Raw genomic sequence first — 22000 nt, forward strand, 5'->3', positions numbered from 1 at the left:
AATCAGGCTCCTGTCATGGCCGTCGCCAGCGCGACATATAGCGGAATGCCGAGCGTCAGGTTGAACGGAAAGGTTACGCCGAGCGACAGCGTGAGATAAATTGACGGGTTCGCTTCGGGCAGCGCCACCCGCATCGCTGCAGGCACCGCAATGTAAGAGGCCGAGGCCGAGAGCACCATCATCAGGGCAACGCCGCCCGACGACAGACCCAGCAACAGCCCCGCCCCAAGCCCGCAGAGGCTGCCGATAACCGGCATCAAGACACCGAAGGCCAGCACACCGGGCCGCAGCACATCGCTGCGCTCACGCAACCCGCGTCCGGCGACCAGCCCCATGTCCAGCAGGAACAGGCACAAAACGCCTTTGAACGGTGCGACGATAAAGCTGGAAATTTCTTCCAGGCCTTCCTCGCCCGTTGCCCACCCAATGAAAAATGACCCGACCAGCAGGACAATGGACCCGTTAAGCAGAATTTCCCGCCACAGGTCGCTGTCCATACGTTGCCCGTCTCCCCCACCGCGTGTGATCAGCCATAGCGCTGAAAGGATTGCCGGAGCCTCCATAGCTGCGGCGACAGCCACCATGTACCCTTCGGACGCAATACCACTGCTTTCGAGCACGGAGGTGGCAGCGACAAAAGTGACGATGGAGATCGACCCGTAGTGCGCGGCAACGGCAGCGGCATCCAGGCGGTTCAGCGATGTCATGACCTTGAGCAGAGCAAAGGCAATCAACGGCAGTGCTGCGGACAGGATAATGCCGGCCAGCAAGGTTAACCCCAGTTTCGCGTCGATCCCATGCGCTGACACGCTGACCCCGCCTTTGAAACCGATCGCAAAGAGCAGGTAGATTGAGAGCGCTTTGGCAGCCGCTTCCGGCACGCTGAGATCAGAGCGGGCAAGCGAGGCTGCCAAACCAAGCGCGAAGGAGAGAATGATTGGCGACAGCAGATTATTGGCCGCCAACGAGAGGATCTGTTCCACGTGCTACTCCTTGCCCTGATCAAAGGCCCAATAAAAACGACCGATCACTTCATCAATCTCAGACCGGCTGAAACGCTTGCTTTTCGGTGTTGAAAAATTCCAGCCCGCCCTCGCCAATATCGGTCCAGAGGCCGTGCAGGGTCAGCGCGCCTTCTTTGACTTTTTCGCTGATGAACGGGAAGGTCAGAAGATTTTCCAGGCTGACAAGAACCGCATGTTTTTCAAGCTGTTGCGCTTGCACGGCCGCATCGTTTTCCGCCGAGACCAGATCGTACTTCGGCTTCAGAATATCCATCCAGCGCCCAACGAAACTGTTCTGTTCTTCGAGATCAGGCGCATGGCCGCGGCACATGTCGATGCATCCTTGCACGCCGCCACAGTTGGAATGGCCCAAAACGATGAGATGCGCGACGTGCAACATGTTGACCGCATACTCGACTGCCGCAGAGGTGCCGTGATGGTCACCGTCTGGCTGGTAGGGCGGCACCAGATTGGCAATGTTGCGATGAATGAAGAATTCACCTTGATCCGCGCCGAATATGGAGGTGACATGCACCCGGCTGTCGCAGCAGGAAATGACCATGGCCCGCGGGCGCTGACCCTCGCTGGCCAGATGGCGATACCACGCCTTGTTCTCGGCATAGCCAGTGGCTTTCCAGCCGTGATAGCGCTGCACCAGATAGTTTGGCAGCGGTCTAGCGTGATCCATATCTGTCCCATTCGTCTTTTTCGTTGCGTGCAACTATACCGAATTCACATAGAATTCGAGCGAAAACAGACCTCGGTCTCAACACTTTGGATAGGTTTGGAGGGCATAGATATCGCGTGCCGTGGGGGCGTATAAGGGTGAGACTAATGGATCAAGTCCTGAAAATCAGGCTGAAAGAAACTGTGCACGTCGACCAAGATCGACTGGCCGCTCTTTATGCAGAGCTGGGCGAAGCAGGCGCAGAGGACGTCGTATGCCGCGCCATGGAAGAGCTGGCCCTGCGTCTTTCCCATTGCAGCCGTCTGTATTTAGCGTCGGACATGACCGAATTGCGCAAATGTGCCCGATCCCTAATTGCGATCGGCGACCAAATCGGCATGCACGTACTGACCCGCGTGGCAGGAGATGTCATTGCCGCCATTGATGCCGCTGACGGACCGGCCATCTCGGCAACCCTTGCACGCCTGATCCGCATTGGCGAGCAATCGCTGACCGCCATCTGGGACTTACAGGACATTACAATCTGATGTCTTGCGCGACAGGCATGACAGTCTAGGTTGAGCGGAAACCACCGCTTGAAAGGCCCCTGAAAATGCCCCTGCCCCTTTTTGCCGATCCATCGGGCCCGGCGCATCCCCTGCATATCGTGTCTCAAGACCAATTCGAAAACTGGTGTGCGGCTCAGTCGGACACGCTGCAGGCTTGGGTCACTGCCCAGGATTTCAACGGTGGTCTGGGGCAGGCACTTGTGATCCCCGGTTCCGACGGCGCACCTGCTGGTGCTGTCGCAGGGTATGGGACAGCACAGACCCGTGCCCGCGGACGTTTTCATCTTGCCGCGGCAGCCGCGAAACTGCCGAAAGGCGCCTACAAGATCGCCTCGGGACTGCCCGAGGATCAAAGCGAGGTCGAGGTGCTTGGCTGGTTGCTGGCGGGATACCGATTCGACCGCTATCGCAAACAGACCGAAATGGCCGCCCGGCTTGTCGCACCCGAAGATATTGACGCAAACGCACTGGCAGCAATCGCAACGGGGGAGGCGCTGACCCGCGATCTGATCAATACGCCCGCCTCCGACATGGGCCCTGACGATCTTGAAGCAGCCGCCCGCGATCTCGCTGCGCAGCATGATGCAAGGATTGCCGTCACCCTCGGCGATGACCTGCTCGCAGAAAACCTGCCGATGATCCACACTGTCGGGCGCGCTGCCAATCGTGCGCCGCGCCTGATCGACATGCGGTGGGGGGATGCGGGTCCCCGCATCGTGCTCGTCGGCAAAGGTGTGTGTTTTGACACCGGCGGTCTGAACCTGAAACCCGGGGCTTCCATGGGTCTGATGAAGAAGGACATGGGGGGGGCCGCAGCCGTACTTGGCCTGGCACAGATGATCATGGCCAGCGGTGTGCCCTTGCAATTGCGTGTTCTGATCCCGGCTGTGGAAAATGCAGTTTCCGGCAATGCATTCCGTCCCGGTGACATCCTGACATCCCGCAAGGGGCTGACGGTTGAGATCAACAATACCGACGCCGAGGGGCGTCTTGTACTGGCGGACGCTCTGGCCTTGGCAGAGGAAGAAAACCCCGATTTCATCGTCTCGATGGCCACGTTGACCGGCGCGGCACGGGTGGCGGTGGGCCCTGACCTCGCCCCCTATTACTGCGATGACAGCAGCTTCGTCGCACTCTTGGAGAGTGCCGCACAAAAACAGGCCGATCCAATCTGGCGCATGCCCTTTCACACACCTTACGAGGCGATGATCGAACCGGGCATCGCCGATCTCGACAATGCACCCAAGGGCGGGTTTGCGGGCTCGATTACCGCAGCCCTCTTCCTGCGTCGCTTCGTTGAGAAAACGCCCTACGCGCATTTCGACATCTACGGGTGGCAGCCCAGCGATGCGCCCGCACGCCCCAAAGGCGGCTCAGGCCAAGGCACCCGCGCGCTGCTAAAAACCTTTGCACGCATGGCCTGCGAATGACCGACCCCCGCGACACACCCGATCCCGAACTCGCCACCCGGGCCGAGCCCATGCAGGTTGCGCGCCCTTTGATCGATCTGCGCCGCCAGCCTGACGGCAAACGGGATCGTCAACTGCTCTTCGGAGATGCTGTCACCGTGCTGCATCACGCCGGGGAATGGCGTCTGGTTAAAGCAGAGAAAGACGAATTTCACGGCTATGTTCCGGCGCACGCATTGGGACCGGTTCAGACACCGACCCATCGGATCTCGGTCCGAGCGACGCATGCCTACGAACGACCAGACCTGAAATCACCCGATCTGGTCAGCTTGTCGTTTGGCGGCAGGATCGTGGCTTCGTCGGAAACGGCAGCGTTCATCGAAACGGATGCAGGGTTCATTCCCCGCCAGCATGTCTGCACCGTAGATCACCTCGAGACCGACCCAGTCGCCGTCGCACATTTGTTTCTCGGCACGCCCTATCTTTGGGGCGGCAATAGCGGCACAGGCATTGACTGCTCGGGGTTAGTGCAAGCGGCCTGCCTGGCATGTGGGATCCCCTGCCCCGGCGACAGCGATCAGCAGTGCGACAGGTTGGGCACACTCCTGCCCGCGCAAAGCCCTTACCGGCGCAACGATCTGCTCTTCTGGAACGGTCATGTCGCCTTGGTCATGGACCCTCAGACAATGCTGCACGCCAATGCAGGGGATATGGCCGTTGCCGAGGAAGGTATAGAGGCGGGAATTGCCCGCATCCTGGACCAAGGGGACGGACCCGTAACGGCGCACAAGCGGCTAAAACTGCCCTGACATCGCCCCAAACGGCAAACGCAATTGCCGGAGGCGATTGCAGGCATCGTGTGGCCCGGCACGGGCCGCCTTTCGACAGATCTACTCGACGGCGCGGATCAGCTTGCGCTCCAGCACGCGTAGAACCGTCTTGAGGTCATGTCCGCGCCGCAGGATTTGACCATCCATCCCGACCACCGCATACATCCCTTGCTTGTCGCGCATCTTCGGACGTTTCTCGATCCGATACATCGGGGTCTCCGCCGTGCGTCGAAACACCGAAAACACTGCCACATCCCGCAAACATGAAATCCCGTAGTCGCGCCATTCGCCCGCTGCAACAAATCTGCCATAAAGCGAGAGGATGACTGAAAGCTCCGTGCGGTGAAAGGCAATCTGTTCTGGCGGGAATTGATGCAGATTGCTGGACGGTGGCACAGGGATGTTCATGGTGCCAGACTTGCGCTCTTGGGCCAACAAATCAAGCCCCGAGGTTGCGATATACAGCGCGCAGAATTCATGTTACGGATTTCGCAGTGGAGGAAAAAATCGGAAACATGTATGTCTGACGACGTAACGGCGCAGGCCCGCGCCGAAAAATGTGCCGCGCTGATGATGGACAAGGACGCCGCCAGCAGAGGTCTGGGCATGCATCTTGATCGGGTGGCACCGGGGATGGCCACGCTGTCCATGCAGGTCACGCCGGAGATGCTGAACGGACATGGCATCTGCCATGGGGGCTATATCTTCACCCTTGCCGATTCCGCCTTCGCCTTTGCCTGCAACACCTACAATCAGCTCACGGTGGCGCAACAGAACCAGATCACCTATCTGGCGCCAGGCAAGGCCGGTGATCGTCTCACCGCCACCGCCCTTGAGGTCGCGCGCACCGGACGGTCGGGCACCTATGATGTTACAGTATCCGACAGCGCCGGCTCGATTATCGCGCTGTTTCGCGGTCTCTCCCGCACCATCAAGGGCCATCACTTCCCCGAAAACGGAGGCCCTGCATGAAGGATCTGACCCCCGCGCAAAATTCGCTTGATCCTATCGAGATTGCCAGCCGCGATGAAATCACGGCACTGCAGACAGAACGCCTGCGCTGGTCGCTGAACCACGCTTACAAAAACGTGCCTTTCTACAGGCAAAGCTTTGACGCGGCGGGCGTGCATCCGGATGATTTGTCGTCACTGGAAGATCTGTCAAAATTCCCCTTCACCGTCAAAACCGACCTGCGGGAAAATTACCCTTTCGGCATGTTCGCCGTGCCCCGAGATCAGATCGCCCGCATCCACGCCTCCTCCGGCACCACCGGGCAGCCAACGGTCGTGGGTTACACTCAGAGAGACCTCGATCATTGGGGGAGCGTCGTCGCGCGCTCCCTGCGGGCGGCGGGTTTGACGCCTGGTGACCTGCTGCACAATGCTTACGGCTACGGTCTTTTTACCGGCGGGCTGGGCATTCACCTCGGGGCGGACGCGCTGGGGCTGGCAACGGTCCCGATCTCCGGCGGAATGACACCGCGCCAGGTGCGCCTGATCGAGGATTTTCAGCCCAAGGGGATCACGGTGACCCCCTCCTATGCGCTATCGATTCTCGATGAGTACAACAGGCAGAGTCTGGACCCCCGCGCCTCGTCCCTCCAGGTCGGCATTTTCGGCGCCGAACCCTGGACAAACGCGATGCGGGCAGAGATCGAGCAGGCGTTCGATATGCATGCTGTCGACATCTACGGCCTCTCCGAAGTGATGGGTCCCGGCGTCTCGATGGAATGTGTGGAAAGCAAGGACGGGCTGCACATCTGGGAAGATCATTTCTACCCCGAGATCATCAACCCCGAGACCGGCGCGCCGGTCGAAGATGGCGAACAGGGAGAGCTTGTCTTCACCTCTCTGACCAAGGAAGCTTTTCCGATCATTCGGTACCGCACCCGCGATTTGACGCGTCTTTTGCCCGGCACTGCCCGTACGATGCGGCGGATGGAAAAGGTCACCGGCCGGTCGGACGACATGATCATCCTGCGCGGCGTGAACGTCTTTCCCACCCAGATCGAGGAGGCGCTGATGGCCGTTCCCGGCCTCGCCCCGCATTTCCAGATCGAATTGACCCGCCCGGACCGCATGGATCAGATGCGTATCCTCTGCGAAACTGCCGATACTTCTGTCGACGCAGCCGCTTGCGCCAAGGCGCTTTCCGCATCCGTCAAGCAAACCATCGGGATCAGCGTGAAAGTGGATGTGGGCAGCACAGGCTCGGTCGCCCGATCCGAGGGCAAAGCGGTGCGGATCGTCGATAATCGCCCCAAAGGCTAGAACGCCATCCTTAACGGGTGATTGTTTCAGATGCCGCAAGCAGTTTTCGAGGCGGCGCTATGACAAGGTGCAAACGTTGCCAGCCTGCCATTCCGACCTACAATTTGTGCATAGGTTAAACAACTTGGGAGGAGACCATGAGAACACTTTTCACAACCGCTGCAATTTCACTACTCGCCACAGGCGCCCTTGCCGATGGGCACCGCACCGAAGCGCCGGAGGACGCAAATGTATACATCATATCGCCTGCGGATGGCGCGACGGTCTCTAACCCGGTGACCATTGTCTTTGGCCTTGAGGGCATGGGCGTGGCGCCTGCCGGCACCGATGTGGACGATACCGGGCACCACCATCTGCTGATCAACACCGACCCGTCCGGGATCGACATGAGCGAATCTCTGCCCGCGACGGATCAGATCGTGCATTTCGGGGGCGGCCAGACGCAGGTGACCAAGGAATTGCCCAGCGGGACCCACAGCATCCAACTGCTTCTGGGCGACCTGAACCACATTCCGCACGACCCACCCGTGATGAGCGAGGCGATTTCAATCACCGTCGAATGAGCATTCCGGCCTGATCCAGCGGCGTGGTGTTCATGATTCAGCACTACGCCACGGTGCCGTCTTGCTGTGTACTCTGCCTCAGGCAAACGTCCCCTGACAGAACCAGCCTGACGACATTGTATGCCCGTGCCCATAAAACAGCCATAATCGCTGGCCGTCATCGGTATCCATGACCCAGTAATCGCGCACGCCACTGCGCCAGTTGGGATCGTCCAGCCACCATTCGGGCGCGATGCGTTCCGGGCCGATGGCCCGCACCCGTGTCAGATCCTGCCCGCGCCAGCGAAACACCTGCGGCAGTTTCGGGGTATCCGGCGCGCCCACCGGCTCGGGCTGCCATATCAACATCGGGCGCGGATTGGCGGGCGCGGGCCAGCCCCCCTCATGCGGTTTGGACCAGGCCGCCGCCAGAACCGTACTGGTCTTTTCGGGGATATGGCTCGACGCCGGATGCCGCCGGGTGATCGCCTCCAGCCCCACCCGCGCGCCGATACGCGCAATCAGATCTTCGAAACGGGTGTCCTCTGAAAGCCGCCTGTTCACCGCCTGACCCGCTTCAAGGTGCCCCGGCACAGTACGATCGAAAACCGGTTCCGTCTGCACAGCTTCCAGCCGTAGCATGTCGATGCCAAAGCCTGCATCGATCTCATTGAGCTTCAGCGCCAGCAGGGGGCGGATGCGCTCTGGCATATGCGAAACACTGGCCAGCCCGACCTCAATGCTCTCGACCCCATGATCGCTGCGAAACGCCTGCAGCCGGACCCGGCGGGCCCCACGCCCCTTGGTTTTAAGGGTTTCACACAAGCGCGGCAGCAACCGGTCGATCCCGGCAAGCACGTCTTCTTCCAACCCGATGGGATCGGGCAACGTCAGCCGGACGGCAAACTGATCGGGGGGCCGCGCGGGCGATACCGGTTCCGGCGCAGAGCCCATCGCCTGATCCATCCGCATCACCAGCCCCCGCCCGAAGCGCCGCGCCAGACCCGCGCGCGGTTGCCCCAGCAGGTCACTGATCCGGCGCAGACCCAACCGGGACAGCTGTTCGGTGATATGCGGCTCCAGGCGCAATGCCGCGATGGGCAAAGGGCCAAGCGCGGAATACATTTGTCCGGGCGCGGCAATGCGGTGCGCGGTCTCCTCCGGGCCCAGGGTGACAACCGGAGCCGCGCCGCCGCGGGTCCAGTGGCGCCGCTTGCTTGCCCGGGACCGGGTGGCACGCGCCTCCTGATCAATCGCGTCACCGGAACGGTGCGATCCTGCCACCTGCCCCGCAAACCGCGCCAACGCCCAGGCTGCGCCCCGGGTGTCGGCCAACCCCATGCGCACGGCAAGGCTCAGGTCGGTGCAATCCTGCTGCACCACTTCCAATAGCGCCATCTCTCCCCCGAAAAGATGGGCACAGCCAGTCAGGTCGACCACCAGCCCATCCTCTGCCTCTGTTGCGACCCAGGGGCTGAACTTTCCCGCCCAACGCTGCAGCGAGGCAAGAAAACTGGCCTCACCCTGCAGGCTGCGGGTGCGCGTGATCAGCCCTTCGCACATCGCATGGGCATCCCGAACAGGTTGACCAACCCGCAGCCCGAAACCCAGCGCAGCGATGTTAAGGGACGTCAGAACCTGCGCATTCTGCTGTTCCTCCACCACTGCCAGCGGCACATCGGCAAGCTGGGGGGTTCGGCGGATCAGCCGGTCGGTCCCCAGATGCGGAAACCAGAGCGAAAGGACGCGGCGGTTGGTCATGGGCAGGAGAACGGGGCAGACTCACTTGTTCACTATTTGTTCCAAAATAGAACACACCCCGACCTGAGTCGAGTCACGCCGGATCAGACTCCGTATCGCGCCATGAAGGTTTTGACTGCGCCATTGACCACACGTTCGATCTCATCAGCAGTCACCACCTTGGTCATGCCAAAAATCAGCCGTGGCCAGACATCGGCCTTGCACAGCTCGCCAAACTGATCGGCTGCGAGGATACGGTCCTCGATCCGCAGTTCTCCGCGCGCCTCGGCCTCTTCGAAATAGGCTGCCATCTCCGCCCGCATGACCGCCGGGCCGGAGTTATAGAATTTCTGGCCCAGCTCAGGGAACCGGTCCGCTTCAGCAACGCAGATCCGGAAAATCTGCTGCCCGAATTTCGAGGTAATGAAGCCCAGGAAATGTTGCCCGGTCTGGGTCAGCACTTCCTCCGGCGCGGCACTCATATCAATCCTGTTCAGCGCATCGCTGGCCTGCCGTTGGCATTCCGTTGTTGCCACTTCCATGAACAGCAGCCGTTTGTCCGGGAAGTAGCTGTAGAGCGTGGCTTTGGAGACATTGGCCACACGCGCGATCTCATCCACACTCGCACCTTCGAATCCGTCCGCCATGAACACTTGCCGCGCGCCCTCAAGCACCTGATCAAATTTCCGGCCTTTGCGGATGATTTCGGCTGTCGATGTCATGGCATCCCCCGCTGTGCCCGTCCACAATATAAACCGAACCGTTCAGTTCCAAGCAAAAACCCGTATGACCCCGCGCAAAGCCGGTTGCCGAAGGCTTTTTCATAGATTAGAATTATTCTAAACTATGGAGCGTACCTAATGCGATTTTCCTTTTCCCGCAAGCGGTTCCGCGATTTGAGCGAGCAAGAAATTCTGGCCCTGGCCATCTCTTCGGAGGAGGATGATGCGCGCATCTATCGGGGCTACGCGGAGTATCTGCGGGCGGATTTTCCCGATTCCGCGCATGTTTTTGACGGGATGGCCGCGGAAGAGGATCAGCACAGGCAGCGATTGATCGACCTGCACACGGTGCGGTTTGGCGATGTCATCCCGCTCATTCGACGGGAACATGTGGCGGGATATTACAACCGGCGGCCCGTCTGGCTGGTGGAAAACCTGGGGTTGGAGCGTATCCGGACCGAAGCCGCGGCGATGGAGCGTGAGGCCGAGACCTTCTATCTCGCCGCTGCTGCGCAAACCTCGGATGCCGCCACCCGCAAGCTGCTGGGGGATCTTGCCGCTGCAGAAGCGGGTCATCAGACCACCGCCAGCGATCTGGAGGCAAAACATCTGGATGCGGACACGCTGGCCTCCGAGGAAAAGACCGCGCACCGGCAGTTTCTGCTGACATGGGTGCAGCCGGGGCTGGCCGGGCTGATGGATGGGTCGGTCTCCACCCTCGCGCCGATCTTTGCCACGGCCTTTGCCACGCAGGACACCTGGACCACGTTCCTCGTGGGGCTGGCGGCCTCCGTCGGTGCGGGCATTTCCATGGGCTTCACTGAGGCAGCATCAGATGATGGGCAACTGTCAGGGCGGGGCTCACCCATCAAACGCGGCTTTGCTTCCGGGATCATGACCACGCTGGGCGGCTTGGGACATGCCCTGCCCTATCTGATCACCGATTTCTGGACCGCGACGGTGATTGCGATCATCGTTGTTTTTGTCGAGCTTTGGGCAATTGCCTGGATTCAGAACCGGTATATGGACACGCCGTTCTGGCGCGCGACGCTGCAGGTCGTCTGCGGCGGCGCCCTGGTCTTTGCCGCCGGGGTGCTGATCGGATCAGGCTAGCTTGCAGCCCGGGGCGCTTCGCACTAACAACCAAGCATGGTTGAAATTTTCCTGAAGACCGTTCCCTTCTTTGCATTGATCGGTCTGGGATACTGGGCAGGCTACACGCGGTTCTTCAGCGAAGAGGCCACGGCCTATCTCACCAAGTTCGTCTTCTACTTTGCCCTGACCGCGATGCTGTTTCGCTTTTCGGCCAATTTGTCGTTTGAAGACGTCTGGGACACCAATCTCGTCGCCGGGTACCTGGTTGGGACCCTGACCGTCTACCTCATCGCCACGCTGGTGGGATATCTGCGCAAGCTCGATGTCGCCACCACGGCGGTTGAGGCGCAATGTGCGGCGATTGGCAATGTCGGTTTTCTGGGCGTGCCGATGCTCACCCTGCTGCTGGGGGAGGCCGCAATCGGGCCGATCATGATGGCGCTGGCGGTTGATCTCATTGTCTTTTCCAGCCTGATTGTCATCCTGATCACCGGCTCCCGCGATGGACGGTTGAGCTTCGGCGTGTTCCGGACGGTGGGCCTCGGTCTGATCAAGAACCCGATGATCGTGGCCATCACCGTGGGGTTGATATGGTCTTTCTTCGATCTGCCGATCCCGGCACCGGCCAATGAGTTTCTGGCCATTCTGGGGGGTGCAGCCACACCCGGCGCGCTCTTTGCCATCGGCGCGTCGCTGGCCAGCAAATCCGCCGAAAGGCTGCACATCGCGGGATGGCTGAGTTTTTGCAAACTAGGGCTGCATCCGCTGTTTGTCGCCGTGGGGGTGCTTTACCTGTTTCCGGCCGATCCCTATTTCGCGGCCGTGATCATCTCGGCCGCCGCCTTGCCGGTGGCCGGCAACGTCTACATCCTCGCGCAACACTACGGCGTGGCCCCGCACCGGGTTTCCGCGGCGATCCTTGTGTCAACAACCGTCAGCATTCTGACCGTCAGCAGCATCATTGCCGTGGTCGCACCGACCTGAGCCCCCTTGTCGCACCGCGCTGCGCGCGGTAGCCATCATGTATATCAGGAACGAGGAGCCCGCCGATGCAAACCATCTCTGAAAACGCCTGCTTCGGGGGCACACAAGGGGTCTACACGCATGCCTCGACGCCCTGCGCCTGTGACATGACCTTTGGTCTTTTCCTGCCGCGCGATGCCGAAGACGGCCCCGTGCCGCTGTTATGGTATTTGTCGGGTCTGACCTGCACCCATGAGAACGCCATGACCAAGGCAGGCGCGCAGGCCTGGGCTGCGGAACAAGGGATTGCGCTGGTGTTTCCCGACACCTCGCCGCGCGGAGAGGATGTGGCGGATGACGAGGCCTATGACCTTGGCAAAGGTGCCGGGTTTTACGTCAACGCGACCGAAGCGCCCTGGGCGCCGCACTATCGTATGTGGGACTACATCACCGAAGAACTGCCCAAGGTGCTGGATCATTCCTTTGCGCTGGACATGTCCCGCCAAGGGATCACCGGGCATTCGATGGGCGGGCATGGGGCCTTGACCATGGCGATGTCACTGCCGGGGCGGTTCCGCTCGGTCTCGGCCTTTGCGCCGATCTCGAACCCGACGGCCAGCGATTGGGGGCGCAAACAGTTTTCTGCATATTTGGGGAACAATGAAGAGGCGTGGGCCGCCCACGACGCGACCCTGCTCATGCAGCAGAAGGGGTTTGATGGGCCCGTCCTCATTGACACCGGCAGCAAGGATCAGTTCATCGATCTGTTGAAACCCGAAGCGCTGGCCGCGGCAACAGCCGCGCGCCGCCAGCAGGCGACGTTGCGGATGCAGCCGGGGTATGACCACAGCTATTTCTTCGTGTCCACCTTCATGGAGGAGCATGTGGCGTTCCACGCGGATGCTCTTTACGCATGACCGCGGTTTACATTGATGCGGATGCCTGTCCGGTCAAGGCAGAAGCCGAAAAGGTCGCCACACGCCATGGCGTGAAGATGTTTGTCGTGTCCAATGGCGGACTCAGGCCCTCTCAAAACCCGCTCGTTGAAACCGTCATCGTTTCGGATGGGCCTGACGTTGCCGATATGTGGATCGCGGAACGCTGTGGTCCGAAGGATGTGGTGGTCACCGGTGACATTCCATTGGCCGCCAAATGCGTGGAGGCCGGGGCGCGGGTTCTCAAGCACAATGGTGAGCCTCTAACCTCGGCCAATATCGGCAATGTTTTGGCGACGCGGGATCTGATGGCGGACCTGCGTGCGGCTGATCCGTTCCGCACGGGCGGCGGCAAGGGCTTTACAAAGGCTGACCGCTCCCGTTTTCTGGATGCATTGGAGCGGGCCTTGCGGTCTGCAAAAGCGATTGATTGATTTACATGATTGAAGAGACAGATATGAAACCCAAGGCGGTGATCTTTGACATCGGCAATGTGCTGATCGAATGGCAACCGGAACGTTTTTACGACGCAGTGATCGGTGAGCCGCGCCGCCGCGAGATGTTTGATGCGGTTGATTTGCACGGCATGAACGAACGGGTGGATCGGGGCGAGCATTTCACCAGAACAGTATACGCCCAAGCGGAGGCGACCCCGGACTGGCGGGACGAAATTCGTATGTGGCATGATCGTTGGATCGAGATGGCAACCCCGGTGATCGCGCATTCCGTGCGGCTGATGAAAGCCCTGCAGTCCAAGGGCGTACCGGTCTTTTCGCTGACCAACTTCGGGGTGGAAAGCTACGATTTTGCGGCAACACACTATCCGTTCCTGCGCGAGTTCGACCGCGACTTCATCTCTGGCCATATGCGGGTGACCAAGCCCGACCCGGATATCTATGCGCAACTTGAACAGACCTCCGGGTTGAGCGGCAGTGACCTGATTTTCACCGATGACCGGGCGGACAACATTGCAGTTGCACAGGTTCGGGGCTGGCAAACACATTTGTTCGAAGGACCGCAGGGGTGGGCTGCAAAACTGATCGACAGCGGCCTTTTGACAGAAGGTGAGGCGCAGTGACGGCAATCGTCATCCCCTTTGCCGAGGGCGAGGTACATCTCGACTGGGTCGCACTGACCGAGGCACTGGCAGAGGGGCACCGGCTGCCCAAGGCCGAGATTGCGGATACATTCCTGTACCGGGATGCTGACACGCTGCTCAATCGTGCTGCATGGATAGACGGACTGGGGTTGGCAGTGAAATCCGCCACGGTCTTTCCGGGGAACACTGCGCGAGGCACCTCTTCGATCAACGGTGGCGTCATGCTGTTTTCTGATGCTGATGGGACGTTGCAGGCGATCATTGATTTTCATCTCGTGACCAAGTGGAAAACTGCCGGTGACAGCCTGCTTGCCGCGCGGCGACTGGCCCGACCTGACAGCCGAAACATCCTGATCGTCGGAGCGGGAACGCAGGCGCGCGGGCTGCATGCTGCGTATAGCGCCGCATTTCCGGAGGCGCGGTTCACGATCTGGAATCGCACAAGCGCAAATGCCGAAGCGTTGGCGCGCGAAATCCCCGACATCGCCGTTGCGACATCGCTGGAAGATGCCGTGCACCAGGCAGACATCATCACCTGCGCCACCATGTCCACCACGCCCTTGATACGGGGGGATTGGCTGCAACCGGGTCAACACCTTGACCTGATCGGTGCCTACCGCCCGGATATGCGCGAAGTGGACGATGCAGCCCTGCACCGCGGGCGGCTTTTCGTCGACAGCCTCGACACCACGGTCGGGCACATCGGCGAGATCAAGATCCCAATAGAAACAGGCGTGATCAGGGCAACAGATATTGTGGCCGACTACTATACGCCTGAGGCTTTCACCCGCGACAGCGATAGTGACATCACGATTTTCAAGAACGGCGGCGGGGCACATCTGGACCTGATGACCAGCCGCTACATCCTTGACCAATGGGAGGCCCACACATGATCTGGGTATACCTCATTCTGGCTGCGATCATCGCAACCCCCCTGATCATCGAAAGCACGCGCAAGCCCATGAATGACAAGGCCCGCGCCGCCGCACCAGGGCAGTTCGCGCATCTGTCTCAAGGTGTCACGCACTATCAATGGTACGGACCTGAGGGCGGCCCCGTGGCAGTCTGTGTGCACGGGCTGACGACGCCCAGTTTCGTTTGGCAAGGGATTGCCAAGGGTCTCGCACACATGGGCTTGCGCGTGCTGGTCTATGACCTGTATGGGCGCGGATTTTCCGAACGTCTGCGCGGTGCGCAGGATCGTGCCTTCTTCATTACTCAACTGAACGACCTTCTCGCCGACCAAGGTGTTGAGGATGACATCACCCTCATCGGGTATTCAATGGGTGGGTCCATTGCAACGGTGTTTGCCGCTCAGAAACCCAACCGCATTCACGAACTCATTCTGCTCGCGCCCGCGGGTATGTGCACCCTGACAAAGGGGCTTTTGGGTTTTGCGGCCCGAACGCCCGTGATCGGCACATGGCTTATGCTGGAGCTTTACCCGGCCATTCTGCGCGCAGGGCTGAAGGCCGAACGAGATCGGCCCACCAGCGTTGCCGGGATCAACGACCTGCAAGATGCGGAACTCAACTGGCGCGGCTTCATCCCCGCGGTCCGTGCCAGTATTGCAGGAATTCTGTCTGACGACCTGCAGGAGGATCACGCCCTTCTGCACCGCGAAGATGTTCCGGTTCTCGCGATCTTTGGTAGCGAGGACAACGTGATCCCTCTTTCCTCCCGCGACATACTCAAGCGCTGGAACAGCGATGCGCACACAGTGGTGATCGAGGGTGCAGGCCACGGTCTGCCCTATTCGCATACCGTGGATGCGCTGGAAGCGATAAACGGCTTCATGCAGCAGAGCGATTAGGCAATACGCAATCCTTCCAACCTGCGCTCCCGGATGGGCAGGTGGATGATGGCGCTGAACGCACCGACCGCAACGCCGATCCACCAGACCATCGTATAATCGCCATAGACATCGTACATCCGACCGCCGAGCCAAACGCCAAGGAAACTGCCCAACTGGTGGCTGAGAAAAACGATCCCGTATAGTGTCCCCATGTACCGCAGGCCATAGATATGCGCGACAAGGCCAGAGGTCAGCGGAATGGTCGCAAGCCAGAGCGTGCCCATACCGATCGAGAACAGGATGACGCTGGTCGGGGTGATGGGAAACATGATGAAAAGCGCGCCAATGATCGTGCGCGCTGTGTAGATGCCGGCCAACAGGTACTTCTTGGAGTAGTGTTTGCCCGCCCAACCGGCGATCAGTGTTCCCGCAATATTGGCCAACCCGATGAGTGATATTGCGACGGCGCCAAGTGCCGAGGTGGTGCTGATGCCAAGGTTGTCCAGCATCCCACCCGGCATGATCGGCCCACACAGCTCGGTCACGAAGGCAGGCAGATGCGCCGTAACAAAGGCCAGCTGATAACCGCAGGAGAAAAATCCAAGGTAGATGAAGGTGAAGGACGGGTCGCGCAATGCCTTGACCAGTATCTGGCCGAGGCTTTCTTCAAGCTCTGTCTTGCTGGCCGTGGCCGGTGCGCGCATCATCGGCAGTGTTAACAGCACCAGAATGATCGCCGCGGCAAAGAGCATGAACGTGCTCTGCCATGTCATGAAGCTCAGCATCCATTCAGCGGTCGGCGGCCCGAAAATCTGCCCACCGCTGCCAGCCGCAGATACAATCGCCAGCGACATGGAGCGGTTTTCATCGGAAGCCGCACGCCCGACCACGGCCAGAATGACGCCAAACCCAGTGCCCGCGATTCCAAAACCCACCAGCCAAGCATACATCTGGTGCTCGATTGGCGTCGTAGACTGTGCGGACAGGACCAGCCCCAGCGCATAGATCGCCGCCCCCAGAACAATCGACTTACGGTCGCCGATCTTCTCTGCCAAGGCACCAAAAAGCGGCTGGCCGATACCCCAGGCAAGGTTCTGGATTGCAATGGCCAACGAGAACTCCGCCCGCAGCCAACCAAATTCATCAGCAATCGGGATCTGGAACACGCCAAAGGCCGACCGGATCGCAAAGCTGACAATAATGATGACACAGCCGACAATCAGAACGGGCGTGAATAGGGGGGTGCGCTGCTGCATATTCGATCCTCCGATTTGGCGACACTACGCCCGTCCCGACACAGGTCAATTCAGCATTTACTTAGGTCACATCAAATTTCCTTATGTGTTGATGACCTTTTCTCTGCCCCGGCCCCGCGCTATTGCGAAATGATGAAAACACTGGGCGATATCTATGACGGCCTGATCGACACAGGTTCCCTACAGGCCGATGACGCGCAGCTGACCGTGTTGCCGGAATTCGACCGCATCCGTTCGGCCCTGAGTACCCCGATCAAAAAGGGGTTGTTCCGCAAGGCGCCGGAGCCGCCCAAGGGGCTTTATCTTTGGGGCGGCGTCGGGCGCGGCAAATCCATGCTGATGGACCTCTTCGTGGAGCATCTGGATGATATTCCGGCGCGCCGCGTGCATTTTCACGCCTTCATGCAGGAAATCCACAGCGCTATGCACGAGGTGCGCAAGACCGGCGTTGAGGACGCTATTGCCCCTGTCGCCGCCGATGTTGCCGCCTCCGTCCGGCTGCTGGCCTTTGACGAGATGCAGATCACCGATATTACTGACGCGATGATCGTCGGCAGGCTGTTCGAGGCATTGTTTGCAGACGGCGTCGTGGTTGTCACAACGTCCAACCGGGTGCCCGATGATCTTTACCTCAACGGGTTGAATCGGGACCTTTTTTTGCCGTTTATCGCACTGATCAAGGACAAGATGAATGTGGTTGAGCTGGCCAGCCCCACTGACTATCGGCAGGATCGGCTTGGCGGGCAGCCCGTGTATTTCACCCCCATCAACACAGATGCCCGCGCAGCGATGGAAGCTGTCTGGAAAGATCTCGCCGGGGGTCCGGGAGAGCCCCTGATCCTGAAGGTAAAGGGACGCGACGTCGAACTGCCGGCCTTCCGCAACGGGGTGGCGCGCGCCGGGTTTCACGACCTTTGCGGCAAACCCCTGGGACCTGCGGATTTCCTGGCGCTCGCGGATGCCGTCAAGGTCCTGATGCTGGATGATGTGCCCACACTATCGCGCAACAACTTCAATGAGGCAAAACGGTTCGTGACGCTGATCGACGCGCTCTACGAGGCCAAAGTGCGATTGATCTGTTCTGCAGCGGCGAAACCTGAGATGCTCTACCTCGAAGGTGAAGGCACTTTTGAGTTCGAACGCACCGCTTCCCGTCTCCGTGAAATGCAATCGGAAGGCTGGGGGCTCTAGCTCTGAGACGCCTGCAAAACGGCGAAAAGCAGACGGTTTGTGTCCAGTTCGCCAAAGGGCGTGGTGAGCGCTGCGGGGGCTGCAAAATCGCCGCGTGCCATGGCCGCGTTCAGCGCTGCATCGATGTAGGCATCTGATTGACCCTCCGCCAGCGTCCGGACCAGAATACGTTGCAGTGGATCACCTTCGGGGCCGCGGTATCCGAATTGCTCCAAAGCCTCGCGCGTCAGGTTCAGCAAATCATGCGCCTTGGCGGATCGATCCGTCAAACGAATGGGCCGCCGCACTTGCTGGCTCACTGGTGGGCCCGCCAAAGGCGGCAGCGCCTGCGGTGTCTCAAGCAGCGAAGCGGCAGCGCGCGACACTTCCTCTGGCGCGGGCATCTGCACGGCCACGGAGTCTTGGGGTTGGGTGACTACGTCCGATTTGAAGACCAGAGCCACCGGAATGGCAATCACCGCCAGCGCAATCAATCCCGCCAATGGCAGCCAGACTGCCGAGGCCGGTGCCCCAGGTCGTGTGATCATACGTGTCAAATCAAGCTCGGGTGCAGCCCCCCGACCATCCTGTTGCATTCCGCTAGCCCCCATATGCAGATGCAGCCCCGAGAGGCGAATGGCACCGGCACGTCGTATTCGACGCAACATATAGGGGGCCACTTACCCACACGTCAACATCACGCAGGGGCTACTAAATCTGGGGTTGTGGATAATTTTCTTTTTCAGCCATTTTCGCGCAGAACAGCGCCGGCGAGGTACAAAGATCCGCAAATCAAAACACGTGTGCCGGGCATGCGATGCGCTATATCTGCCAGCGCGTCCATCACTGTCTCGGCTGTTGTCGCCTGAAACCCGGCTGCCTGCGCCTCCCTGGCGGTGACATTAGCGGGTAACGTGTTGGCCTCGCCCGGAATGGACACCGCCACAAGGCTGTCAGCAACGGCCGCCAAAGGACGCAGATAGCCGCCGATGTCCTTGGTATTCAGCATGCCACAGATGAGATGCGTCGGCCGTGCCGGCAGGCTCGCGATATGCTGCGCCAGCGCCTCGCCTGCCGCCGGATTATGCCCGCCATCCAGCCACAATTCGACCAGTGGTGCCGCCGCGCACAGGGGTCCGCTCTTCAGCCGCTGCATGCGTGCCGGCCAATGCGCCGATGTCACGGCAGCTTCGCAGGCCGCGTTGTCCAGACCCAAATGTCGCAACACGGCCAGCGCCGCACCGGCATTCATGATCTGATGCGCGCCGGGCAGGTTGGGACGCGGCAGATCCAACAGCCCGTTGTCATCCTGATAGACCATCCGGTCCCGCTCCGGCCCGACATGCCAGTGCTGACCATAGGCCAGCAAGGGGGCACCAAGGCGCGCAGCCACCTCTTCGATGACGTCCAGACCATCTTCTTCCTGTCGGGCAACCACGCAGGGGATGCCGCGCTTCAGGATGCCCGCTTTTTCAAAAGCGATCTTGCCCAGCGTATCGCCCAGAAATTGCTGATGGTCGATGGAGACGGGCGTGATCACGGTTACTGCAGGCTCTGCAATCACGTTGGTGGCATCCAGACGCCCACCAAGCCCCACTTCGAGCAGGGTGTAATCCGCCTTGGCGCGGGCAAAGGCCAAAAGCGCCGCGCAGGTGGTGACCTCGAAATAGGTGATATTCTCGCCTTTGTTCGCGGCATAGCATTCGTCCAGAACCGCCGTCAGCGCTGCCTCGGAGATCAACTCTCCCGACACGCGTATGCGTTCATGAAACCGCGCCAGATGCGGACTGGTATAAGCGTGCACGGTCTTGCCCGCAGCTTCCAGCCCCGCGCGGATCATGGCCAGCGTAGAGCCTTTGCCGTTGGTACCCGCGATGTGGATCACCGGCGGCAAGTCGTTTTGAGGATTGCCCAGCGCGTCAAGCAAGCGCCAGACACGATCCAGTGTCAGATCAATGATCTTGGGGTGCAGGGCCATCATCCGCTCCAGGATGACGTCCGATGTCTGGGGGGTCATTTCTTGTCGGTCTCGGCAGCAGCCTGATCTTCTTCTTCCGACAACGCGTGCGGCAGGTCCGCGCCCGGTTCAGGCGGCGGCAGATCCCCACGTACCGCAGGGGGCAGACCAAGCAGCATCCGGGTGATGGAGATCAGCTCGTCCCGCATCTGGCCACGGTGCGTGACCCGATCCAGCATGCCGTGATCCAGCAGGTATTCGGCCCGCTGGAACCCTTCTGGCAGCTTTTCACGGATGGTCTGTTCGATGACCCGTGGCCCAGCAAAACAGATCAGCGCATTGGGCTCGGCAATATGCACGTCGCCCAGCATCGCGTAGCTCGCCGTGACACCCCCCGTGGTCGGATGCGTCAACACCACGATGTAGGGCAAGCCCGCCTCTTTCAGCATCTGCACCGCCACGGTTGTGCGCGGCATCTGCATCAGGCTGAGAATCCCCTCCTGCATGCGCGCGCCACCGGCAGCCGAAAACAGGATCAGCGGGCGTTTCAGTTTCACCGCTTCCTGGGCCGCGGCAATGATCGCATTGCCCACATACATGCCCATGGACCCCGCCATGAAAGAGAAATCCTGGGCGGCGGCCACAATCGGTGTGCGCCCGATCTCGCCGCTGGCGACCAGCATGGCTTCGGATTCGCTGGTCTGTTTCTGCGCGGCCTTCAAGCGGTCGGGGTATCGTTTCTGATCGCGGAAATTCAGCGGATCAGGCTTGGGTGCATCGACTTTCACTTCGGTGAAAATGCCACCATCGAACAGCGACGTGAACCGGTCGCGCGGCGTGATATGCATGTGGTGGTCACAGTTGGTGCAGACATTCAGATTGTCCGACACCTCGCGGTGAAACAGCATGGTGCCGCATTCGGGGCATTTGGTCCACAGGTTGTCCGGCGTCTCGCGGCGCGAAAAGATCGAGTTGATCCTTGGCCGGACATAGTTCGTGATCCAGTTCATGGCGGTTCCTTTGGCGTCCCTTGACCCTAGTTAATCCTGTCCCGCGAAAAGTGCAATCAACGGCGGATGGCCAGACGTGCAGCCAGCCAGCTGACAAACATGAAGCCAAAATCAACCGGCAACCACGCCCGCACGGCCTCTGTATCGGCCAGCGAGAACGGGCTGAGGTAAAGTGCCAGGCCCGACAGGTCATCGGGCAGAGAGATGATCAGGATCGCCGCGACATTGTTCACGAAATGCACGGCAATCGCGGGTCCCAACGTCCCCGCACGCGCGGTCAGATCGGCCATCAGCAAACCAAAGATCATCGCCCAGACGGCGATGGTCTGGGCATTCGGTCCGGCGGTGTCCGGCAGGTAGTGCCCGAAACCAAACAAGATGGCGGGCAGTACCATCCAGATCAGCGGCGAGCGGAACCGCGCAGCCAGTTGTTGCTGAATGTAGCCACGAAAGAGCACCTCCTCGGCGCTGACCTGCACGAACACCGCGAGCAGGGACATCGGCAACAGCATCAGCCAGAGCCCCCACCCCAGGTTGGGCACCAGCGGCGCGCCCATGTCCCAGGGTGGTAGTATCCAGATCACCGCGTTGAGCAGGACAAGCACGATTAGCACGTCGCGCATCTGTGTCATGCACAGACGAAAGTTGCCCAAAGTGCCGCCAAATCCACGCTTGTGTACCACGCGCAGGGCCACGGCGACACCGAGGATCATGAACCCGAAGCTGAGGAGCAGCAGATACATGGTGAACGGTGTGGAGCCGCTGTTAAGCCGTTCCGCAAAGGCGCTTGCGTCCTTGCCCTGCCAAGTGAACAGGGTCTGGAACATCGTCTGATTGCAGATCAGATACACGCCGGACGCGATGATCAGCCCCATCACCAACCGCCAGATCTGCGCCGTGTCGCGCGCGGGTGCAATCAGGGCTTCATGCGCCGTATAGGCCCTACGCCAGAACATGTGTCGCACTC

Annotated in this window: 24 protein-coding genes; 14 read left to right on the forward strand and 10 right to left on the reverse strand. The window is 60.3% G+C overall.

Features of this window, described 5'->3' with window-relative positions; all coding sequences use genetic code 11:
- Nucleotides 1-2: 2 nt before the first annotated feature.
- A complete protein-coding gene (locus Q1A52_RS03870; RefSeq protein WP_300011111.1) occupies nt 3-983 on the reverse strand; it encodes a sodium-dependent bicarbonate transport family permease in 981 nt (326 codons plus the stop codon).
- 58 nt (nt 984-1041) lie between these two features.
- A complete protein-coding gene (locus Q1A52_RS03875) occupies nt 1042-1692 on the reverse strand; it encodes a carbonic anhydrase (RefSeq protein ID WP_299780225.1) in 651 nt (216 codons plus the stop codon).
- Between the two features lie 146 nt (nt 1693-1838).
- Here Q1A52_RS03875 and Q1A52_RS03880 point away from each other — a divergent pair, with 146 nt between their 5' ends.
- From Q1A52_RS03880 to Q1A52_RS03890, 3 genes are all read left to right on the forward strand, one after another.
- Nucleotides 1839-2219 carry a hypothetical protein gene (locus Q1A52_RS03880; protein ID WP_299780223.1) on the forward strand — a complete coding sequence of 127 codons (381 nt, stop codon included), beginning with the start codon at nt 1839-1841 and terminating at the stop codon, nt 2217-2219.
- 65 nt (nt 2220-2284) lie between these two features.
- Nucleotides 2285-3670: a M17 family metallopeptidase gene (locus Q1A52_RS03885; protein WP_300011114.1), complete on the forward strand. Its 1386-nt coding sequence runs from the start codon at nt 2285-2287 to the stop codon at nt 3668-3670.
- Nucleotides 3667-4458: an NlpC/P60 family protein gene (locus Q1A52_RS03890; RefSeq protein WP_300011116.1), complete on the forward strand. Its 792-nt coding sequence runs from the start codon at nt 3667-3669 to the stop codon at nt 4456-4458. The genes Q1A52_RS03885 and Q1A52_RS03890 overlap by 4 nt, the downstream gene beginning before the upstream one ends.
- Nucleotides 4459-4539: 81 nt before the next feature.
- Here Q1A52_RS03890 and Q1A52_RS03895 read toward each other — a convergent pair whose 3' ends face one another.
- Nucleotides 4540-4887 carry a DUF2794 domain-containing protein gene (locus tag Q1A52_RS03895; RefSeq protein ID WP_300011119.1) on the reverse strand — a complete coding sequence of 116 codons (348 nt, stop codon included), beginning with the start codon at nt 4885-4887 and terminating at the stop codon, nt 4540-4542.
- Between the two features lie 111 nt (nt 4888-4998).
- On the opposite strand from Q1A52_RS03895, the gene paaI reads away from it, so the two are divergent.
- From paaI to Q1A52_RS03910, 3 genes are all read left to right on the forward strand, one after another.
- Complete coding sequence (gene paaI / locus Q1A52_RS03900) at nt 4999-5451, forward strand: hydroxyphenylacetyl-CoA thioesterase PaaI (protein WP_300011121.1); 453 nt, start codon at nt 4999-5001, stop codon at nt 5449-5451.
- Complete coding sequence (gene paaK / locus Q1A52_RS03905; protein WP_300011124.1) at nt 5448-6749, forward strand: phenylacetate--CoA ligase PaaK; 1302 nt, start codon at nt 5448-5450, stop codon at nt 6747-6749. Before paaI ends, paaK begins: the two co-directional genes overlap by 4 nt.
- Before the next feature lie 137 nt (nt 6750-6886).
- A complete protein-coding gene (locus tag Q1A52_RS03910) occupies nt 6887-7312 on the forward strand; it encodes a DUF4399 domain-containing protein (protein ID WP_300011127.1) in 426 nt (141 codons plus the stop codon).
- A gap of 78 nt (nt 7313-7390) precedes the next feature.
- Here Q1A52_RS03910 and Q1A52_RS03915 read toward each other — a convergent pair whose 3' ends face one another.
- The gene (locus Q1A52_RS03915; RefSeq protein ID WP_300011130.1) at nt 7391-9052 is read right to left on the reverse strand and encodes a DNA polymerase Y family protein; all 1662 of its coding nucleotides are present in this window, start codon (nt 9050-9052) and stop codon (nt 7391-7393) included.
- Nucleotides 9053-9135: 83 nt separating this feature from the next.
- Entirely contained in the window at nt 9136-9753 is a 618-nt protein-coding gene (locus Q1A52_RS03920; protein ID WP_300011133.1) for a TetR/AcrR family transcriptional regulator, read from the reverse strand.
- A gap of 138 nt (nt 9754-9891) precedes the next feature.
- On the opposite strand from Q1A52_RS03920, the gene mbfA reads away from it, so the two are divergent.
- The 7 genes from mbfA to Q1A52_RS03955 all read left to right on the forward strand — a co-directional run bounded on the left by mbfA (nt 9892) and on the right by Q1A52_RS03955 (nt 15658).
- Entirely contained in the window at nt 9892-10866 is a 975-nt protein-coding gene (mbfA, locus tag Q1A52_RS03925; protein WP_299780207.1) for an iron exporter MbfA, read from the forward strand.
- Nucleotides 10867-10902: 36 nt separating this feature from the next.
- On the forward strand, nt 10903-11832 hold the full coding sequence (locus Q1A52_RS03930) for an AEC family transporter (protein ID WP_300011136.1): 930 nt from the start codon (nt 10903-10905) through the stop codon (nt 11830-11832).
- Between the two features lie 65 nt (nt 11833-11897).
- Nucleotides 11898-12728, forward strand: a complete 831-nt coding sequence (gene fghA / locus Q1A52_RS03935; protein WP_300011139.1) for an S-formylglutathione hydrolase — start codon at nt 11898-11900, stop codon at nt 12726-12728.
- Nucleotides 12725-13180: a YaiI/YqxD family protein gene (locus Q1A52_RS03940; protein WP_300011142.1), complete on the forward strand. Its 456-nt coding sequence runs from the start codon at nt 12725-12727 to the stop codon at nt 13178-13180. The genes fghA and Q1A52_RS03940 overlap by 4 nt, the downstream gene beginning before the upstream one ends.
- A 23-nt stretch (nt 13181-13203) precedes the next feature.
- On the forward strand, nt 13204-13824 hold the full coding sequence (locus tag Q1A52_RS03945) for an HAD family phosphatase (RefSeq protein ID WP_300012161.1): 621 nt from the start codon (nt 13204-13206) through the stop codon (nt 13822-13824).
- A complete protein-coding gene (locus Q1A52_RS03950) occupies nt 13821-14738 on the forward strand; it encodes an ornithine cyclodeaminase (protein ID WP_300011145.1) in 918 nt (305 codons plus the stop codon). Before Q1A52_RS03945 ends, Q1A52_RS03950 begins: the two co-directional genes overlap by 4 nt.
- On the forward strand, nt 14735-15658 hold the full coding sequence (locus Q1A52_RS03955) for an alpha/beta fold hydrolase (RefSeq protein WP_300011148.1): 924 nt from the start codon (nt 14735-14737) through the stop codon (nt 15656-15658). The genes Q1A52_RS03950 and Q1A52_RS03955 overlap by 4 nt, the downstream gene beginning before the upstream one ends.
- Here Q1A52_RS03955 and Q1A52_RS03960 read toward each other — a convergent pair.
- Entirely contained in the window at nt 15655-16896 is a 1242-nt protein-coding gene (locus tag Q1A52_RS03960; RefSeq protein ID WP_300011151.1) for an MFS transporter, read from the reverse strand. The genes Q1A52_RS03955 and Q1A52_RS03960 overlap by 4 nt on opposite strands.
- Before the next feature lie 132 nt (nt 16897-17028).
- Here Q1A52_RS03960 and zapE point away from each other — a divergent pair, with 132 nt between their 5' ends.
- Nucleotides 17029-18087, forward strand: coding sequence for a cell division protein ZapE (zapE, locus tag Q1A52_RS03965; protein WP_300011155.1), 1059 nt, complete (start codon nt 17029-17031; stop codon nt 18085-18087).
- Here the strand turns inward: zapE and Q1A52_RS03970 are convergent.
- The 4 genes from Q1A52_RS03970 to Q1A52_RS03985 all read right to left on the reverse strand — a co-directional run bounded on the left by Q1A52_RS03970 (nt 18084) and on the right by Q1A52_RS03985 (nt 21989).
- Entirely contained in the window at nt 18084-18662 is a 579-nt protein-coding gene (locus tag Q1A52_RS03970) for a hypothetical protein (RefSeq protein ID WP_300011159.1), read from the reverse strand. The genes zapE and Q1A52_RS03970 overlap by 4 nt on opposite strands.
- A 146-nt stretch (nt 18663-18808) precedes the next feature.
- The gene (locus Q1A52_RS03975) at nt 18809-20083 is read right to left on the reverse strand and encodes a folylpolyglutamate synthase/dihydrofolate synthase family protein (protein WP_300011162.1); all 1275 of its coding nucleotides are present in this window, start codon (nt 20081-20083) and stop codon (nt 18809-18811) included.
- Complete coding sequence (gene accD, locus Q1A52_RS03980; RefSeq protein ID WP_300011165.1) at nt 20080-21033, reverse strand: acetyl-CoA carboxylase, carboxyltransferase subunit beta; 954 nt, start codon at nt 21031-21033, stop codon at nt 20080-20082. The genes Q1A52_RS03975 and accD overlap by 4 nt, the downstream gene beginning before the upstream one ends.
- Nucleotides 21034-21089: 56 nt before the next feature.
- Nucleotides 21090-21989, reverse strand: a complete 900-nt coding sequence (locus Q1A52_RS03985; protein ID WP_300011168.1) for a CPBP family intramembrane glutamic endopeptidase — start codon at nt 21987-21989, stop codon at nt 21090-21092.
- Nucleotides 21990-22000: the final 11 nt, after the last annotated feature.

Source organism: uncultured Roseobacter sp., assembly GCF_947488185.1.
In the GTDB taxonomy this organism is placed as follows: domain Bacteria; phylum Pseudomonadota; class Alphaproteobacteria; order Rhodobacterales; family Rhodobacteraceae; genus Roseobacter.

Excerpts from the sequence above, each read along its gene's own strand:
- Q1A52_RS03875 (WP_299780225.1), bottom strand. The coding sequence starts at position 1,692 with ATGGATCACGCTAGACCGCTGCCAAACTATCTGGTGCAGCGCTATCAC.
- Q1A52_RS03880 (WP_299780223.1), top strand. The coding sequence starts at position 1,839 with ATGGATCAAGTCCTGAAAATCAGGCTGAAAGAAACTGTGCACGTCGAC.
- Q1A52_RS03885 (WP_300011114.1), top strand. The coding sequence starts at position 2,285 with ATGCCCCTGCCCCTTTTTGCCGATCCATCGGGCCCGGCGCATCCCCTG.
- Q1A52_RS03890 (WP_300011116.1), top strand. The coding sequence starts at position 3,667 with ATGACCGACCCCCGCGACACACCCGATCCCGAACTCGCCACCCGGGCC.
- Q1A52_RS03895 (WP_300011119.1), bottom strand. The coding sequence starts at position 4,887 with ATGAACATCCCTGTGCCACCGTCCAGCAATCTGCATCAATTCCCGCCA.
- paaI (WP_300011121.1), top strand. The coding sequence starts at position 4,999 with ATGTCTGACGACGTAACGGCGCAGGCCCGCGCCGAAAAATGTGCCGCG.
- paaK (WP_300011124.1), top strand. The coding sequence starts at position 5,448 with ATGAAGGATCTGACCCCCGCGCAAAATTCGCTTGATCCTATCGAGATT.
- Q1A52_RS03910 (WP_300011127.1), top strand. The coding sequence starts at position 6,887 with ATGAGAACACTTTTCACAACCGCTGCAATTTCACTACTCGCCACAGGC.
- Q1A52_RS03915 (WP_300011130.1), bottom strand. The coding sequence starts at position 9,052 with ATGACCAACCGCCGCGTCCTTTCGCTCTGGTTTCCGCATCTGGGGACC.
- Q1A52_RS03920 (WP_300011133.1), bottom strand. The coding sequence starts at position 9,753 with ATGACATCGACAGCCGAAATCATCCGCAAAGGCCGGAAATTTGATCAG.
- mbfA (WP_299780207.1), top strand. The coding sequence starts at position 9,892 with ATGCGATTTTCCTTTTCCCGCAAGCGGTTCCGCGATTTGAGCGAGCAA.
- Q1A52_RS03930 (WP_300011136.1), top strand. The coding sequence starts at position 10,903 with ATGGTTGAAATTTTCCTGAAGACCGTTCCCTTCTTTGCATTGATCGGT.
- fghA (WP_300011139.1), top strand. The coding sequence starts at position 11,898 with ATGCAAACCATCTCTGAAAACGCCTGCTTCGGGGGCACACAAGGGGTC.
- Q1A52_RS03940 (WP_300011142.1), top strand. The coding sequence starts at position 12,725 with ATGACCGCGGTTTACATTGATGCGGATGCCTGTCCGGTCAAGGCAGAA.
- Q1A52_RS03945 (WP_300012161.1), top strand. The coding sequence starts at position 13,204 with ATGAAACCCAAGGCGGTGATCTTTGACATCGGCAATGTGCTGATCGAA.
- Q1A52_RS03955 (WP_300011148.1), top strand. The coding sequence starts at position 14,735 with ATGATCTGGGTATACCTCATTCTGGCTGCGATCATCGCAACCCCCCTG.
- Q1A52_RS03960 (WP_300011151.1), bottom strand. The coding sequence starts at position 16,896 with ATGCAGCAGCGCACCCCCCTATTCACGCCCGTTCTGATTGTCGGCTGT.
- zapE (WP_300011155.1), top strand. The coding sequence starts at position 17,029 with ATGAAAACACTGGGCGATATCTATGACGGCCTGATCGACACAGGTTCC.
- Q1A52_RS03970 (WP_300011159.1), bottom strand. The coding sequence starts at position 18,662 with ATGCAACAGGATGGTCGGGGGGCTGCACCCGAGCTTGATTTGACACGT.
- Q1A52_RS03975 (WP_300011162.1), bottom strand. The coding sequence starts at position 20,083 with ATGACCCCCCAGACATCGGACGTCATCCTGGAGCGGATGATGGCCCTG.
- accD (WP_300011165.1), bottom strand. The coding sequence starts at position 21,033 with ATGAACTGGATCACGAACTATGTCCGGCCAAGGATCAACTCGATCTTT.
- Q1A52_RS03985 (WP_300011168.1), bottom strand. The coding sequence starts at position 21,989 with ATGTTCTGGCGTAGGGCCTATACGGCGCATGAAGCCCTGATTGCACCC.